This window comes from Pseudarthrobacter sp. NPDC092424, from assembly GCF_044754925.1.
GTDB lineage: Bacteria > Actinomycetota > Actinomycetes > Actinomycetales > Micrococcaceae > Arthrobacter.
Window position 1 is genome coordinate 1 of sequence record NZ_JBIVQC010000002.1, and the last position, 16,611, is coordinate 16,611.

15 protein-coding genes are annotated in these 16,611 nt (G+C 67.6%); 12 read left to right on the forward strand and 3 right to left on the reverse strand.

Going from position 1 to position 16,611, the window contains the following annotated elements; translation table 11 throughout:
• Positions 1-560 precede the first annotated feature (560 nt).
• From ACIQCN_RS03020 to ACIQCN_RS03075, 12 genes are all read left to right on the forward strand, one after another.
• Entirely contained in the window at positions 561-2,408 is a 1,848-nt protein-coding gene (locus ACIQCN_RS03020) for a hypothetical protein (RefSeq protein WP_400609344.1), read from the forward strand.
• 3 nt (positions 2,409-2,411) lie between these two features.
• The gene (locus ACIQCN_RS03025) at positions 2,412-3,401 is read left to right on the forward strand and encodes an HAD-IIA family hydrolase (protein ID WP_400609345.1); all 990 of its coding nucleotides are present in this window, start codon (positions 2,412-2,414) and stop codon (positions 3,399-3,401) included.
• A gap of 9 nt (positions 3,402-3,410) precedes the next feature.
• Positions 3,411-3,674 carry a hypothetical protein gene (locus ACIQCN_RS03030; protein ID WP_400609347.1) on the forward strand — a complete coding sequence of 88 codons (264 nt, stop codon included), beginning with the start codon at positions 3,411-3,413 and terminating at the stop codon, positions 3,672-3,674.
• Positions 3,674-4,489, forward strand: coding sequence for a TlyA family RNA methyltransferase (locus ACIQCN_RS03035; protein WP_400608299.1), 816 nt, complete (start codon positions 3,674-3,676; stop codon positions 4,487-4,489). Before ACIQCN_RS03030 ends, ACIQCN_RS03035 begins: the two co-directional genes overlap by 1 nt.
• A gap of 13 nt (positions 4,490-4,502) precedes the next feature.
• Complete coding sequence (locus ACIQCN_RS03040; RefSeq protein ID WP_400608301.1) at positions 4,503-5,519, forward strand: NAD kinase; 1,017 nt, start codon at positions 4,503-4,505, stop codon at positions 5,517-5,519.
• A gap of 4 nt (positions 5,520-5,523) precedes the next feature.
• On the forward strand, positions 5,524-7,263 hold the full coding sequence (recN, locus tag ACIQCN_RS03045; RefSeq protein ID WP_400609349.1) for a DNA repair protein RecN: 1,740 nt from the start codon (positions 5,524-5,526) through the stop codon (positions 7,261-7,263).
• A gap of 134 nt (positions 7,264-7,397) precedes the next feature.
• Positions 7,398-9,158 carry a CTP synthase gene (locus ACIQCN_RS03050; RefSeq protein WP_400608305.1) on the forward strand — a complete coding sequence of 587 codons (1,761 nt, stop codon included), beginning with the start codon at positions 7,398-7,400 and terminating at the stop codon, positions 9,156-9,158.
• Positions 9,159-9,183: 25 nt separating this feature from the next.
• A complete protein-coding gene (locus tag ACIQCN_RS03055) occupies positions 9,184-9,846 on the forward strand; it encodes an NUDIX domain-containing protein (protein ID WP_400609351.1) in 663 nt (220 codons plus the stop codon).
• Entirely contained in the window at positions 9,846-10,835 is a 990-nt protein-coding gene (gene xerD / locus ACIQCN_RS03060) for a site-specific tyrosine recombinase XerD (RefSeq protein WP_400609353.1), read from the forward strand. Before ACIQCN_RS03055 ends, xerD begins: the two co-directional genes overlap by 1 nt.
• Positions 10,832-11,314, forward strand: a complete 483-nt coding sequence (locus ACIQCN_RS03065; protein WP_400609355.1) for an 8-oxo-dGTP diphosphatase — start codon at positions 10,832-10,834, stop codon at positions 11,312-11,314. The genes xerD and ACIQCN_RS03065 overlap by 4 nt, the downstream gene beginning before the upstream one ends.
• Before the next feature lie 91 nt (positions 11,315-11,405).
• Complete coding sequence (locus tag ACIQCN_RS03070; RefSeq protein ID WP_400609357.1) at positions 11,406-11,921, forward strand: RNA polymerase sigma factor; 516 nt, start codon at positions 11,406-11,408, stop codon at positions 11,919-11,921.
• Positions 11,922-11,923: 2 nt separating this feature from the next.
• The gene (locus tag ACIQCN_RS03075; RefSeq protein WP_400609359.1) at positions 11,924-12,898 is read left to right on the forward strand and encodes a hypothetical protein; all 975 of its coding nucleotides are present in this window, start codon (positions 11,924-11,926) and stop codon (positions 12,896-12,898) included.
• An 82-nt stretch (positions 12,899-12,980) separates the two neighbouring features.
• Here the strand turns inward: ACIQCN_RS03075 and ACIQCN_RS03080 are convergent, their stop codons facing one another.
• The 3 genes from ACIQCN_RS03080 to ACIQCN_RS03090 all read right to left on the reverse strand — a co-directional run bounded on the left by ACIQCN_RS03080 (position 12,981) and on the right by ACIQCN_RS03090 (position 16,608).
• Positions 12,981-14,120 (reverse strand): bifunctional 2-methylcitrate synthase/citrate synthase, encoded by a 1,140-nt coding sequence (locus ACIQCN_RS03080; RefSeq protein ID WP_400608313.1) that lies wholly within the window; start codon positions 14,118-14,120, stop codon positions 12,981-12,983.
• A gap of 64 nt (positions 14,121-14,184) precedes the next feature.
• Positions 14,185-15,087, reverse strand: a complete 903-nt coding sequence (gene prpB / locus ACIQCN_RS03085) for a methylisocitrate lyase (RefSeq protein WP_400609361.1) — start codon at positions 15,085-15,087, stop codon at positions 14,185-14,187.
• Complete coding sequence (locus tag ACIQCN_RS03090) at positions 15,088-16,608, reverse strand: MmgE/PrpD family protein (RefSeq protein WP_400609363.1); 1,521 nt, start codon at positions 16,606-16,608, stop codon at positions 15,088-15,090.
• Positions 16,609-16,611 lie beyond the last annotated feature (3 nt).

Sequence of the window (16,611 nt, forward strand, 5' to 3'; positions counted from 1 at the left end):
GTACTGCACCCGGGAGGGTGTGGGAGAGTAGGTCACCGCCGGACACACATTGGTCGAGGCCCCGAACCACCAGGTTCGGGGCCTCCCACATTTAAACCCCCACACCCGGGCAACGCTCTCCCACACCCGGCACCCCCCCGGGCAACGCTCTCCCACATCCGGCACCCAACCGGGCAACGCTCTCTCACATCCGGCACCCAACCGCGCATCGCTCTCTCACATCCGGCACCCAACCGGGCAACGCTCTCTCACATCCGGCACCCAACCGGGCAACGCTCTCTCACATCCGGCACCCAACCGGGCAACGCTCTCTCACCGGCAACGAACCGCGCATCGCTCTCTCACATCCATGAGCGTTCGGCATGGCCGTTGACGTGTGAAGATGGCCACGATGAGGCGTCTGGCACCCGGTACGTAAGCCGCCGGGGGCGTGCTCCCCTAGAATTGATGGAGATGTACGGACTTCGAAGCGCTTGATTTCGGGTTGCGTAGGAAAACGAAACACGGATACGAGCGGCTGCAGTTGCGCCAGTAGTCGGCTCTCAACAGGAGGAATCCACATGGCTGAGCACAACGGCGGCAACCGCAGGAATGACCGCGGGCCCTTCCGCGGCAACAACAACTCCGGCGGAGAGCCGCGCGGTTTCCGCGCCCGCACCAACCGTGACGGATCTGATTCCGCCGGCCGGCCCGAGCGCGGCGGTAAGCCCTTTGGTGACCGTGACCGTAAGCCCTTCGGCGACCGGCCTCGCCGCGACGAGGGTGAGCGCCGGAGCTTCGGTGGTGGTGACCGGGACCGTAAACCTTTTGGTGACCGGCCGCGCCGCGACGAGGGCGAGCGTCGACCTTTCGGTGGTGGTGACCGGGACCGTAAACCTTTTGGTGACCGGCCGCGCCGTGACGAGGGTGACCGCCGGACCTTCGGTGGCGGTGACCGGGACCGTAAACCGTTCGGTGACCGGGACCGTAAACCGTTCGGTGACCGGGACCGTAAACCTTTTGGTGACCGGCCGCGCCGCGACGAGGGTGACCGCCGGAGCTTCGGTGGCGGTGACCGGGACCGTAAACCGTTCGGTGACCGGCCGCGCCGCGACGAGGGTGACCGCCGCACCTTCGGTGCAGGGGAGAACCGCAAGCCCTTCGGCGACCGGCAGGACCGCGGACCCCGCAACTTCGATCGTTCCGCTGACAGGGGCCCGGACCGTGGCTTCAGCCGCGGCCCCGCACGCGACGGTGACAGCCGGGATACCCGGGACAACCGCTACTCCCGTGACAACACCCGTGACAACACCCGTGACTCGGGCCCCCGCGGCTACGGCCGCCAGGAGGACCGCCCCGCACGGGTCCCCAACGTGCGTGACCTCCGCAGCGCCAACCGCCCGGACCGCGAGCGTTCGCCGGAAATTGACGAGGACGTTACCGGCAAGGAGCTGGACCGCGCCACGCAGCACCAGATCAAGACCCTCGAGGCCAAGAGTGCCGAATGGGTGGCCCGCCACCTGGTGATGGCCGGCCGCCTGATCGACGACGAGCCCGAGCTGGCGTTCCAGCACGCCCTGGCGGCAAGCCGCCGCGGCGGCAGACTCGCCGCCGTCCGCGAGGCAGTGGGCCTCACCGCCTACGCCGCCGGACATTACGGCGAGGCGCTGCGGGAGTTCCGCACGTACCGGCGGATCAGCGGCTCCAACGTGCACCTGCCGGTGATGGCGGACTGCGAACGCGGCCTTGGCCGCCCCGACCGTGCCCTGGACGTGGCACGCTCCGAGGAAGCACAGGACCTAGACGCTCCCGGCAAGGTCGAGCTCGCCATCGTGGCAGCCGGCGCCCGCACCGACCTGGGACAGCTGGACGCAGCGGTCGCGGAGCTGGAAATCGCGCAGCTGGACATCAACCGGGCCTTCTCATACAGCCCCCGCCTCTTCCGCGCCTACGGTGACGCCCTCGCTGCGGTGGGCCGTGAGGCTGAGGCGGAGAAGTGGAAGAAGCAGGCCGTCGTCGCCGAAAACGCGCTGGGCCAGGGCGTCGATGAAGAACCCGACATCATCGACCTCGGCTGGGACGAGGAAGAGGAAGCACGCGAGGAGGCCGAGCGCCGCCGGTTGCTGGCAGGTACCAACAAGTCAGCGGACAGCCGGTCCTCCGACACCGCGGACGCAGCAGGAACGGACGACGCCGGCACTCCCGGCTACGCCGAAGCTGCCAGCGCTTCACCCGCCGACGTCCAGGACGCCAGCATCGACGACGCCGAAGCCGACTACTTCGTCTCCGACGACGCGGAATCGGACCAGGACTCGGTGGACGAGGATGAAGAGCACACCGGCGGCCCGACAGAGGACGGCTCAGCCGAGGGGCTCGACGGCGCACAAAGCCACGATGATGCCCCGAACGCTGACCGCAACGAGGACTGACAGGTGGCAGAGGCGTCCCTGATTTCCCGTTTCGACGCGCTCCTGTCCGATCTGGACGGGGTCGTCTACGCAGGACCGCACGCCATCCCGGGCGCAGTGGAGTCCCTGCAGCAACTGTCTGCCTTGGGCATCGGCCTTGGCTATGTGACCAACAACGCCTCGCGCTCTCCGGCGCAGGTCGCCGCGCATTTGCGTGAGCTGGGCGCCCCGGCTGAGAACCACCAGGTGGTCGGCTCGTCCCAGGCCGCTGCGGAGCTGCTGGCGTCCCTGCTGGCGCCCGGCGCGCGGGTCCTGGTTACGGGCAGCGCGGCGCTGGCGCACGAAGTCGAACTGGCGGGGCTCGTTCCGGTCCACAGCCAGGATGAGCAGCCGGTGGCTGTAGTCCAGGGCTTCAACCCCGAGATCGGCTGGAAAGACCTTGCCGAGGCAGCCTATGTGGTGTCCGCCGGTGCCCTCTGGGTTGCCACCAACACTGACATGTCCATCCCTCAGGCGCGCGGGATTGCCCCCGGCAACGGAACACTGGTGGCTGCGGTCGCGGCGGCCACGGGCCGGCAACCCAGGGTTGCCGGTAAGCCGGAGGCCCCCCTGTTCCACACTGCTGCCAAGCGCCTCGGGGCTGAGCGCCCGCTGGTGGTGGGGGACAGGCTGGACACTGACATCCTGGGCGGCAACAATGCCGGCTTTGCCACCGTTGCGGTCCTGACCGGCGTGGACACCCGGGACAGCATCCTGGCGGCACGGGCGGCCGAACGCCCCGCCTACATCATCGAAACCCTTGCGGACCTTTACCGGCCGTACCCCGAGGTGACGCACGAGGACGGCACGTATTCCTGCGGCGGGGCAACGGCCAGGGTCGCGAACGGTGCCGTGGGCATCATCGGCCGCCAGGATGACCTGAACGCCTGGCGCGCTGCCTGTGCTGCCTGGTGGGCCGCGACGCCGGACGCCGCCGCGCCCCATGCGCCCAAACTGGCGTGGCTTGATCATTAGACTGGTCGGATGACTGAGCTGACCGAACCTGGCGAATCCGCAGCAGCCCAGCCGCCCGCGGAGTGGCCCGCGCCTGACGCGACCGGGCTTGCAGCCGGAGCCGGAGTGACCGACCAGGTGGTGGCCGAAGCCATCAAGCGCCTGGAGGCCGTGCCGCACCTGCCAGTGGGCGAGCAGGAAGCTGCGTACAACGAGCTTCATGACGACCTCCTGGCGGCCCTCAACGCGGACCCCACGGATACGGCCAACAGCATCGCGGACGGCGGCGCCTGATGCCGCTCCGGCTCGACCAGGCGCTGGTGGCTCGCGGACTGGCCCGGTCGCGGACCCACGCCGCAGCGCTCATCTCCGAAGGCAAGGTCAGCTCCGCAGGACTGGTGCTCGCCAAGGCCTCCCTGCAGGTGGATGACGCGCGGGATCTCGAAGTGGAGCACGACGTCCGGGACGAGTATGCCAGCCGGGCCGGGCATAAACTCGCAGGTGCCCTGGCGGAGTTCCCGCAGGTGCTGCCCGAAGGCAAACGCTGCCTCGATGCCGGCGCATCCACCGGCGGTTTTACCGACGTCCTCCTGAGGCGGGGCGCCGCGCACGTGGTGGCGGTCGACGTCGGACACGGCCAGTTGGTGCCCCGGCTGCGGGAGGACCCGCGCGTGGAAGTCCACGAGGGCCTGAACGTGCGGTACATGCAACCCTCGGACATCGGCGGGCCGGCAGACCTGACTGTCGCAGACCTTTCGTTCATTTCCCTGACCCTCGTAGTCCAGCCCCTGGCGGACTGCACGCGGCCAGGCGGCGACCTGGTGCTGATGGTCAAGCCCCAGTTCGAAATCGGCAAGGACCGGCTGGGCCGCACGGGGGTAGTGACGTCGGAGCGGGAGCGCCGGCTGGCCGTTGAAAAGGTGGCCAGGGCGGCGTTCGACGCCGGACTGGACCTGTGCGGATTGGCGGCCAGTCCCCTTCCAGGCCAGGACGGAAACGTTGAATACTTCCTGTGGATAAGACGCAGGATGGGCCAGGACCTGCCTAAGATCGAAGAGCGGGAGGCAGCTGTGTCTGCTCTGCTTGGACGAATCTGGCCGAACCACTAGAGAGCGGAACCGAATGAGCAGGCGTGTACTGGTCCTTGCCCACACCGGCCGCGAGGAATCGCTGAAGGCTGCCTGGGAGGCGTGCGCCCTCCTGCACGCTTCCGGCATCGTGCCGGTGATGCAGGAATCGGAGCTCCAGGACATGGAGCGGTTTTTCGGACACCTGGCGCAGCCGGTGGAGATCCTGCATGACCACGTCCGGCTTCCCGATGTGGAACTGGTCATGGTGCTCGGAGGCGACGGCACCATCCTGCGCGCAGCGGAACTGGTCCGCGAGGTGGATGTCCCGCTCCTGGGCGTGAACCTTGGCCACGTGGGGTTCCTGGCCGAAAGCGAGCGGGCGGACCTCGCCCAGACGGTCGAATGGATCGCCAGCCGCGAGTACACGGTGGAAGAACGGATGACCATCGACGTTCAGGTGTGGGTGCGCGGCCAGAAGATCTGGCACACGTGGGCCCTGAACGAGGCGGCCATCGAGAAGGCCAACCGGGAACGGATGATCGAGGTGGTCACTGAGGTGGACGAGCGTCCGCTCACCTCCTTCGGTTCGGACGGGATCGTCCTGGCAACGCCCACCGGTTCCACGGCGTACGCCTTCTCCGCCGGCGGCCCGGTGGTCTGGCCCGAAGTGGAGGCACTGGTGATTGTCCCCATCAGCGCGCATGCGCTTTTCGCCAAGCCGCTGGTGGTGTCACCACGCTCGAAGCTCGCCGTCGAAGTCCTGGGCCGCACCGACGCGCAGGGGGTGCTCTGGTGCGACGGGCGCCGGTCCGTGGACCTGCCGCCGGGCTCCCGGGTGGAAGTCACCAAGTCCGGCACGCCCGTCAGGCTGGCCCGGACGCACCAGACGCCGTTCTCGGCCCGGCTGGTGCGCAAGTTCGAACTGCCCATCCACGGCTGGCGCGGTCCTGTTCCGAAGGCGGAGGCCATCACCACAGGCCCCATCCCGGTGGTCCGGACCCCGCGTCCCATGCCCCCGCTGCAGGCCGCACGCCCGGATGCAGACACCGATCCGTCAACCGCGAAGTGAACCGATGCTTGAAGAACTGAGAATCCGCGATCTGGGCGTCATCACCGACGCGACCCTTCCGCTGGGACCCGGGCTCAGCGTGGTGACCGGCGAAACGGGCGCCGGCAAGACCATGGTGGTCACCGCCGTCGGGCTCCTGCTTGGGGCCCGGGCCGACGCCGGCGCGGTGCGCAGCGGCGCCAAGAGCGCAAGCGCCGAGGCCGTCGTGAAGCTCGAGGCGGGCCACCCCGCCGTGGTACGGGCCCTGGAGGCGGGCGCCGAGGCGGAGGAGTACGACGGCGCCGCGGAGCTGATCCTTGCCCGCCGCCTCGGGGCCGACGGACGCAGCCGGGCTTTCCTGGGCGGCCGTGCCGCGCCGGTGGGGGCCCTGGCCGAGGTGGGCGAATCGCTGGTGGTTGTCCATGGCCAGTCGGACCAGATCCGGCTCAAGGGGGCTGCGGCCCAGCGGGGTGCCCTGGACAAGTTCGCCGGGGACGCGCTGGCCGGGCAGCTTGCCGCCTACCAGGAGCTGTACGCCGGCTGGAAGGCGAACCAGGCCGAACTGGACACGCTTCGCAGCGAAGCCCGGGACCGGCTTCGCGAGGCAGAGTCCCTCCAGGCCGCCCTGGCCGAAATCGACGAGGTTGATCCGCAGCCAGGTGAGGACGAACTCCTGAAGGCCGAGGCGGTAAAGCTCGCCAACGTGGAAGAGCTCCGGATCGCGGCCAGCACGGCCCACCAGGCCCTCATAGCCGAGGATTTCGGCGAGGCGGGGGATGCCACCACCCTCATCGACGCCGCCAAGCGGACCCTTGAGCACGTGGCGGAACACGATGCCGAACTCGGCGCCGCTGCCGCACGCCTCGCCGAGGTGGGATTCCTGCTCAACGACATCGCCACGGAGCTGGCCAGTTACCAGGCCGGTCTCGACACTGAAGGCCCGGAGCGGCTGGCAGAGATCGAGGAGCGCCGTGCCGCGCTGGCCAGGCTGGTCCGGAAGTATGCACCCAGCATTGACGAAGTGTTGGAATGGGCGGAGAAGAGCCGTGCCCGGTTCGACGAACTGCAGGACGATTCCAGCCGGATCGAGGCCCTGGAAGCGGAAGTGGTCCGGGCTGAAGCGGAGCTGAAGAAACAGGCGGCAGCCATCAGTAAGATCCGGACGAAGGCCGCGAAGGATCTCTCTTCCCGGGTCAGCGCCGAGCTGACCGCTTTGGCCATGGCGGACGCCACCCTGGTGATCACCCTCGAACCGGCGGGCCAGCTCGGCCCGCACGGCGCGGATGACATCAGCTTCCTGCTGCAGCCGCACGCCGGAGCACCGGCAAGGCCGCTGGGCAAGGGCGCGTCCGGCGGTGAACTTTCCCGCGTGATGCTGGCCATCGAAGTGGTGCTGGCGGCCGTGGACCCGGTGCCCACCTTTGTCTTCGACGAGGTCGACGCCGGCGTGGGCGGACGGGCCGCCGTCGAGATCGGCCGAAGGCTGGCCATGCTGGCGCGGCACGTGCAGGTGCTGGTGGTCACCCACCTTCCCCAGGTGGCGGCGTTCGCGGACCAGCACATCACGGTGACCAAGACGTCGGTCCGGGGAGCCGACGGCGGCACCGCCACCGGGTTCACCTCCAGTGATGTGCGCCTCCTTAACGGGCCAGAACGGGTCCGCGAACTGGCCCGCATGCTCGCGGGCCAGGAGGACTCAGAGTCTGCGCGGGCGCATGCGCAGGAACTGCTGGACGACGCCAAACTGCTGCCACAGCGCGCCTGAGCGGCCCGGACGCGGGTCCCGTGGCGGGCCATTCCAGCTGCCCGCTGGACGGGCTGCCCTTGCCCATCGGGATCCGGGACTGCAGACTTGGACGTTTGGGGGAACAGTGTCCCCGTCCGTGGAAGGCTCATTTGATGATAGGCTCGAATTCCGTGGTGCAGCGATCAAATTCCCGTGTAAATTCCCGGTTCCCGGGCTCGTCCAAGACGACCAAGCACATCTTCGTAACCGGTGGTGTGGCGTCCTCGCTCGGTAAGGGGCTGACGGCTTCGAGCCTCGGCCACCTCCTGCGGGCGCGTGGCCTGTCTGTAACTATGCAGAAGCTCGATCCCTACCTGAACGTGGATCCGGGCACGATGAACCCCTTCCAGCACGGCGAAGTCTTCGTCACCGACGACGGCGCCGAGACGGACCTGGACATCGGACACTACGAGCGCTTCCTGGACGAGAACCTCGAAGGCTCGGCCAACGTCACCACCGGCCAGGTGTACTCCACGGTGATCGCCAAGGAACGCCGCGGCGAGTACCTGGGGGACACCGTCCAGGTCATCCCGCACATCACCGATGAGATCAAGCGCCGCATGCGCCTGCCCGCCGAGGGCAAGAACGCTCCGGACGTCATCATCACCGAAATCGGCGGCACGGTTGGCGACATCGAATCCCAGCCCTTCCTCGAATCCGCCCGCCAGGTGCGGCAGGACATCGGCCGCAGCAACGTGTTCTTCCTCCACGTTTCCCTGGTCCCGTACATCGGTCCGTCCCAGGAACTGAAGACCAAGCCCACGCAGCACTCCGTTGCCGCTTTGCGCTCCATCGGCATCCAGCCCGAGGCCATTGTGATCCGTTCGGACCGCGAAGTGCCCGAAGCCATGCGCGAAAAGATCGGCCGCATGTGCGATGTGGACATCGACGCCGTGGTCAACGCCGCGGACGCGCCCAGCATCTACGACATCCCCAAGACCCTGCACAGCCAGGGCCTGGATTCGTACATCGTGCGGGCACTGGACCTCCCGTTCAAGGACGTGGACTGGACCAGCTGGGACCGGCTCCTGGAAGCGGTGCACAACCCCAAGCACCACGTGGAAATCGCGCTGGTGGGCAAGTACATCGACCTGCCCGATGCCTACCTCTCGGTCACCGAGGCGCTGCGCGCCGGCGGTTTCGCCAACGAAGCCAAGGTCAAGATCCGCTGGGTACCGTCCGACGAATGCGAAACCCGCGAAGGCGCCATCAAGGCGCTGGACGGCGTGGACGCCATCTGCGTCCCCGGCGGCTTCGGCATCCGCGGCCTCGAAGGCAAGCTTGGCGCCCTGAAGTTCGCCAGGGAAACCAAGCTCCCGGTGCTGGGCCTGTGCCTGGGACTGCAGTGCATGGTCATCGAATACGCTCGTAACGTGGTCGGCCTGGAAGGTGCCTCCTCCAGCGAGTTTGAGCCGGACTCCAAGTACCCGGTCATCGCCACCATGGAAGAGCAGCTGGAGTTCGTCGAAGGCGGCGGGGACCTGGGCGGCACCATGCGCCTGGGCCTCTACGAAGCCAAGCTGGACGAAGGTTCCGTCATCGCCAAGACCTACGGCAAGACCAGCGTGAGCGAACGCCACCGGCACCGCTACGAGGTCAACAACAAGTACCGTGACCAGATCGCCGCCCAGGGCCTGGTCTTCTCGGGCACGTCGCCGGACGGCAAGCTTGTTGAGTACGTCGAGCTGCCCGCTGACGTCCACCCGTACTACGTGGCCACCCAGGCCCACCCGGAACTGAGCTCCCGGCCCACCCGGCCGCACCCGCTCTTCGCCGGCCTGGTCAAGGCCGCCCTGGACCACCAGAACGGCGCCGCCACGGCGGCCGCCGGCGCGTCCGGAGCCAAGGCATCGGGTAGCGTAGCGGCTAAGTAACGCACAACAGAAGAAGGACGGCGCGATGCCCGGTACACCTGAAACCAATCCTGCTGCAGGCCACGTTTCGGATGCACCGAGCACGCGCCGTCTCTTGTCTACCGAGAAGGTCTACGACGGCCGGATCTGGGATGTCGTCAGCGATACGTTCCAGCTGCAGGATTCCGGCCACGCCCTGACCCGGGACTATATCGACCACCCAGGCGCCGTGGCCGTCCTGCCCATGAACAAGGACGGGGAGATCCTGCTTCTCAAGCAGTACCGGCACCCCGTGGGCATGGACCTGTGGGAGATCCCGGCCGGGCTGTTGGACGTCGAAGGTGAGGACTTCGTGGCCGGAGCCGCCCGGGAACTCGCCGAGGAAGCAGACCTCGCCGCCGGCACCTGGAACGTCCTGGTGGATTTCTTCAACTCGCCGGGCTCGTCCAGCGAAGCCATCAGGATCTACCTGGCCAGGGACCTTACGGAGATCCCGCACCCCGAACGGCACCACCGCACGGACGAGGAAGCGGAAATCGAATTCCACTGGATCAGCCTGGACGACGCCCTTGCCGCCGTTCTGGCGGGCCGCCTGCACAACCCGAGTGCCGTCGTCGGAATCCTCGCAGCGGCCGCCGCCCGCGCTGACGGCTACGCAAGCCTCCGCCCCGCTGACGCCCCCTGGCCCGAACACCCCAGCCAGCGCTGATGGTTCCATCGGCTGAAGCTGCGCCGGCCCGCCCGGCGGCACCTCCCGGCGCCATTGAGAGGGCCATCACGGACTACCTGCAGCACATGGGCGTCGAACGCGGCCTCGCCGCGAACACGCTGGCCGCCTACCGCCGCGACCTGGCCCGCTACTCCCGCTACCTGGCCGCCGCGGGCTGCACCCGCCCCGAGGACATCACCCGCCGGCACGTCACCGGTTACGTCCAGGCCCTTTCGGACGGGTCCGACGGGGGCTCCACGCTGGGCGTGCGCTCTGCGGCCAGGACGGTGGTTGCGGTCCGTGGCCTGCACAAATTCTGGGCGGTCGAAGGCCACACCCCGGCAGACCCTGCAAGTGAAGTGCACCCACCCATGGCCGGCAAGAGGCTGCCCAAGGCCATCAGCGTGGACGAGGTCACCCGGATCCTGGAGGCAGCCGGCACGGACACGGCCACTGGCCTTCGCGACCGGGCCCTCCTTGAGTTCCTTTACTCCACCGGTGCCCGGATCAGCGAGGCAGTGGGCCTGGACGTGGATGACATCTCCCTGCCAGAGAGGGAATCCCTGGAGGGAGGTCCCGCCATTGTGCGCCTGTTCGGCAAGGGGTCCAAGGAGCGCCTGGTGCCGCTGGGCTCCTACGGTGCCCGGGCCCTTGACGCCTACCTGGTCCGTGGCCGGCCACTGCTGGCCGCCAAGGGCAAGGGCACCCCGGCGTTGTTCCTGAACGCCCGTGGCGGACGGATCAGCCGGCAGAGCGCATGGACCATCCTGAAGGCGGCCGCGGAAAAGGCCAACATCACCCGGGACGTCTCGCCGCACACGCTGAGGCACTCGTTCGCCACCCACCTCCTGGAAGGCGGCGCGGACGTCCGGGTGGTCCAGGAACTGCTGGGGCATGCGTCCGTCACCACCACCCAGGTGTACACGCTCGTTACCGCGGACACGCTCCGTGAGGTCTATGCGGCGGCGCACCCACGGGCCCTCGGATGAGCGCCGCCGTCACCCTCTGCTTCCTGCTCCGGGAAGGGGAAGCCGGCCGGGAAGTCCTGCTCGGCCTGAAGAAAACCGGCTTCGGACGCGGGAAAATCGTAGGGCTGGGGGGCCATGTAGAGCCCGGAGAGACGGATGCCGAGGCCGCCTGCCGCGAAGTCTATGAGGAATCCGGAGTGCTGGTCAGGGAGGAGGACCTGCGCGACGCCGGTCTGGTGGTCTTCGATTTCCCGGCCCGGCCGGAGTGGAATATGAGCACCCGGCTGTTCGTCGCTGCGCAGTGGATCGGGGAGCCGGCCGAAACGGCCGAAATCCTCCCCGAATGGTTTGGCACAGCATCGCTGCCGGTCGAACGGATGTGGCAGGATGCGGCCCACTGGCTCCCGCTGGCCCTGGATGGCAACACACTCCAACTCACCGTGGTCATGAACGATGACAACGAAAGCGTGCGGGAAGTCCTGGACTACACCTCCCGCTGAAACGAGGCCGACCCAGGAACTGTAACCGTCCTGGCTTGGCCGGAAACTATACGGTTACATTCAGGTGGGCAACAGGAAGTCAGGGGGGACCGTGCTTTCAGAGCGCGAGTTGGCGTTTATCGCCTTATACAAGGACAAGTATCCGCGAATCCACAAGTACGTCGCGCGCCGGGTGGAGGACGCCGAACTGGCACAGGAACTGGCAGCCGACGTGTTCCGCGTGGCATGGCAAAAGTGGGACGGTACGGGGCCCACCGAAGTTTCCTGGCTCCTGACCGTTACCCGCAACCTTATTGGTAACGCATACCGGGCACGTGACAGGCGCCGGGCGCTGCATGAAAGGCTCAGCCTCACGCCTGTCACCTGCCCATCCGGGGAAGGTGACCGCGATATCACAGCCGTGGAGGAGGCCATGGCGGCGCTGCGCGAAAAGGATCGCGACATCCTGCAGTTGGCCTACTGGGACGAGCTGACCATCGCGGAGATCGCCCAGGTCCTGCAATGCACCCAGTCGACCGCCAAGGTGAGGCTGCACCGGGCAAGGGAAGCATTCCGCAAACTCGTCCCGGCTCTTTGCGGCCACTTCGACCAGAAAGTCGGTGCCTAGCCATGGACTCCATCAGGAACCTCGTCGCCGGAGCCGACCCGCTGGGGCACGGCCCCGCCACGCCCGACGCCGAACAGGCCCTCAGCGCTATGCTTTTGCGTCCCGATATTTTCGCCGACCGGGTGTCCGCGGACATTCCCACCCTCGCGGAGCGGAGAAGGGCCCGCGCCCGCGTATTCGGCGCCGTGACCCTGGCTGCCGCCGCCGTGGCGGCTGGCGTCCTGGTCGCCACGAATCTTGTACCCACGGCCGCCCCCGCACCAGCCAGCAAGCCGGTGGCAACCCAGTCTGCTTCCGCCAGCGCCAGTGCCGCGCCGGCGCCTTCCGCCCGCGTGTCCGCGCCGCCCGCTCCAGCCGTGGATGCCAGCTCTGTCCCCTCCAGGAAAGTTGTCGTCCCGATGGCCACCCCCGCGCCGGCACCCACGCCGATTGGCTGGGAACGGTACTCGAACCAGTCCGCTGGCGTCGCCTTCGACCTGCCCCCCGGGTGGGCGGTCATCGAGCACAGCGTGGACGGGGCTGTGCCGTCCGTCCGTCTCGACGTACAGAACGAACAGGGGGCAAAAGTTGCCTCGCTGATTCACGCGCAGCCGGGTGGTCTCGGCGGTGCCTGCGGGCCGGAAGCGGTACCCCTGCTCACCCTCGACTCGGAGCCGGTGACCTTTCCCTACCGTGCCTCCGAAGGCGCGGCAGCGCCGGAGTTTAGCTATCGGGTGCTGGACGGAACGGGAAGCGGCCTTAGGGTGAACGGTTCACTGGGCCTGTCCCAGCCGGATCTGCACGCCACCGAGGCATGCATGTACTACAACACGGTGTCCTCGCCGGTGGGGACGCTGTCCTTCGCCTCACAGTTCCAGGTGAATCTGGGCGGCGAGGGGCTGGTGTTCTCCTCTGTGGCAGAGGCGAAAGCCTACATGGCGACCGGTGAATATGCGCAGCTCAAGCGCATGATGGTATCCCTCGATCTGACCCTGTAGACGACTGCCCTGTAGACAAGCGACGGCGGGCCGCCACCCCAAGGTGGCCGGCCCGCCGTCGAACGCTAACCCTAAGCCGTTGCTACGGCACGTGGCGTTCTTCTGCTCCGTTGTATTCGCTCAACGGACGGATGAGCGAGTTGGAATCAAGCTGCTCCATGATGTGGGCCGTCCAGCCGGTGATCCGGCTGGCCACGAAAAGCGGCGTGAACGTGGGGGTGTCGAAGCCCATCAGGTGGTACGTGGGCCCGGCAGGGTAGTCGAGGTTGGGCTTGATGGCCTTGGCCTCGTCCATGGCCTGCTCCAGGCCGTTGTAGAGCCCCAGCAGTTCCGGGCGGCCGTAGTGGGCAATCATCTTGTCCAGGGCGGCCTTCATGGTGGGAACGCGCGAGTCGCCGTGTTTGTAGACGCGGTGCCCGAAGCCCATGACCTTCTTCTTCTGCGCGAGGGCGTCCTCCATCCACGCCTTGGCCCGGGCAGCTGCCTCCTCCAGGGATTCCTCCTGGCGGATGCCGATCTCGTCGAAGGTGTGCATCACGGCCTCGTTGGCGCCGCCGTGCAGAGGCCCCTTGAGCGCACCGATGGCACCGGTCACGGCCGAGTGCAGGTCGGACAGCGTCGAGGTGATCACCCGGGCGGTGAATGTGGAGGCGTTGAAGGAGTGCTCGGCATACAGGATCATCGAGACGTTGAACGCCTCCACCACCTCGGGCACCTGCTCCTCGCCGAAGGCCATCCACAGGAAGTTCGCCGAGTAGCCCAGGTCATCCCGCGGCGCCACCGGTTCCTGCCCGTGCCGGCGGCGCTGGTCGTACGCCACTACGGCGGGCATTGCGGCGAAGAGGTCCACGGCCTTGGCCATGTTTGCCTCCCGCGAGGAGTCCTCTGCCATGGGATGCCGGGCGCCCATCACGGAGGCGGCCGTGCGGCACACATCCATGGGGTGGGACGTGGTGGGCAGCGCATCGATGACCTGCTTGACCACCGGATCCAAAGCGCGGCCGGCCCGCTCCCGGGCTGTGAACTCCGCGAGCTGCTCAGCCGTGGGCAGTTCGCCGTTCCACAGCAGGTACGCAACCTCCTCAAAACTGCACCGGGCCGCCAGCTCCTGGACCGGATAGCCCCGGTAGAGAAGCGAATTGGTCTCGGGGTTCACCTTCGACACGGAGGTGTAATCCACCACGACGCCGGCGAGGCCCTTCTTGATGTCCTGTTCAGCCATGCTGAAACTCCTTTGTTCCTGTCGCCTGGTGGCCCGGATGGTGCCGGGCCGGGGTTTGCGGGTTTCAGTTACCGGGAACCTGGAAGTTGAAGATCCCGGTATCGAAGCGGTTGTAGGCCTCGTAATCCACGAGGTCATACAGCCGCGCACGCGTGAGCATGTTCCCGACCTGCGCCTGCTGGGTGCCGTCAGCCCTGATCGCTTCCAGCGTACGCTCCGCGGCGCCCATGGCACTACGGAGGAGCGTCACCGGATAGATGACCATGTTGACGCCTACGCCGTGGAGCTGGTCCACGGTGAAGAGGTCGCTCTTGCCGAACTCGGTCATGTTGGCCAGGATCGGCACGTCCACTGCATCCCGGATGGCCTGGAACTCGTCCAGGGTGGCCATGGCTTCCGGGAAGATCGCGTCCGCGCCGGCCTCCACCAGCGCCTTGGCACGGTTCTGGGCGGCGGCCAGGCCGTCCACGGCGCGGATGTCGGTCCGGGCCATGATCAGGAAGTTCGGGTCGCGGCGGGCGTCTGCCGCGGCGCGGATTCGCTTGGTGGCCGTGTCCAGGTCCACCACGTTCTTCCCGTCGAGGTGGCCGCAACGCTTGGGGTTGAACTGGTCCTCGATGTGCAGCCCGGCCAGGCCGGCGTTCTCGATTTCCTGCACGGTCCGGGCCACGTTCATCGGTTCGCCAAAACCGGTGTCCGCGTCCACTATCGACGGCAGGTCCGTCATCCTGGCGATCTGCCCTGCGCGGGTGGCCACCTCGGTGAGGGTGGTGAGCCCGATATCCGGCAGGCCCAGGTCGTTGGCCAGCACGGCGCCGGAAATGTAGACGCCGTCAAAGCCTTTTTCCTCGATCAGCCGCGCGGAGAGCGGGTTGAACGCGCCGGGGAACCGTGCGGTTGTCCCGGCGGCGAGGAGTTCGCGGAACCGGATGCGCTTTTGCTCCGGCGTCACTTTGGAGTAGAGCATCTAGAACAGGCCCTTCGGTGCCGCGTCCAGGTCGATGACGCCGGGGGCGGCAGCGATGTTCAGCTGGTCCAGTTCGCCTGCGGCCAGTTCCGGGAGGCGTTCGACGGCGGCGAGGAACCTTTCGATTTCGGCCTCCTCCACGAGGCCGGCGGCCAGGGTGCGGAACTTGTTGACGTACTGTTCGCGGGCGAACGGCCGGGCGCCGAGCGGGTGTGCGTCCGCCACGGCGATCTGGTCCTTGATCACGGTGCCGTCGGTGAGCGTGATCTCCACGGATCCGCCGAAGGCCTTTTCACTGATATCCAGCGAGTGGTAGCGGCGGGTCCATTCCGGGTCTTCTTCAGTGGTGACCTTGTGCCACAGTTCCACGGTGTCCGGGCGGGCGGCGCGCTCGGGGGCGTAGGAGTCCACGTGGTGCCAGGAGCCGTCCTGCAGGGCCACGGTGAAGATGTACGGGATGGAGTGGTCCAGGGTTTCCCGCGACGCGGTGGGAGAGTACTTCTGCGGATCGTTGGCGCCGGAGCCGATCACGTAGTGGGTGTGGTGGCTGGTCTTGATCAGCACCGAGGCCACGTTGGCCGGGTCCGTCGCCTCCGGGTGCTCACGGTTGAGCTTGCGGGCCAGGTCGATCCAGGCCTGGGCCTGGTATTCCGCGGAGTGCTCCTTGGTGTAGGTGTCCAGGATGGCCCGTTTGGCTTCGCCCGGGGTGGGCAGCGGCACCATGTAGGACGCATCCGGCCCGTCCAGCATCCAGGCGATGACGCCGTCTTCGCCTTCATAGATCGGCACGGGGGAGGTCTGCCCGCGCATGGAGCGGTCGGCGGCCTCGACCGCCATCTTGCCGGCGAAGGCGGGGGCGTGCGCCTTCCAGGTGGAGATTTCACCCTTGCGGGACTGGCGGGTGGCGGTGGTGGTGTGCAGCGCCTGGCCCACGGACTGGAAAATGGTTTCCACGTCCAGGCCCAGGAGGGTGCCGATTCCCGCCGCGGCTGACGGGCCAAGGTGGGCCACGTGGTCGATCTTGTGCTTGTGCAGGCAGATGGCCTTAACCAGGTTGACCTGGATCTCGTAGCCGGTGGTGATGCCGCGGACCAGGTCCGCGCCGCTGGCGCCCGTGTGCTGGGCCACGGCCAGGATCGGCGGAATGTTGTCGCCAGGGTGGGAATAGTCCGCAGCCAGGAAAGTGTCGTGGTAGTCCAGTTCACGCACGGCCACGCCGTTGGCCCAGGCTGCCCATTCGGGGGAGACCCGCTCGTCGATGCCGAACACCTTGGCGCCCTTGCCGCCGGTGCTGGGGCCGTGCGCCAGGGCCTGGGCGCGGGCGGCGATGATGGGGGCGCGGTTCAGCGAGGCGATGGCCACCGAGGCGTTGTCGATGATCCGGTTGATGACCATGTCGGTGACCTCGTCGGTGACTGCCACCGGGTCCGTGGCCACCTGGGCGATCTTGTAGGCGAGCTGCTCCTCACGGGGCAGGTTTTCCTCGCTCTTGTACACGCGGACGTGGTGTTCCTTGACCATGGT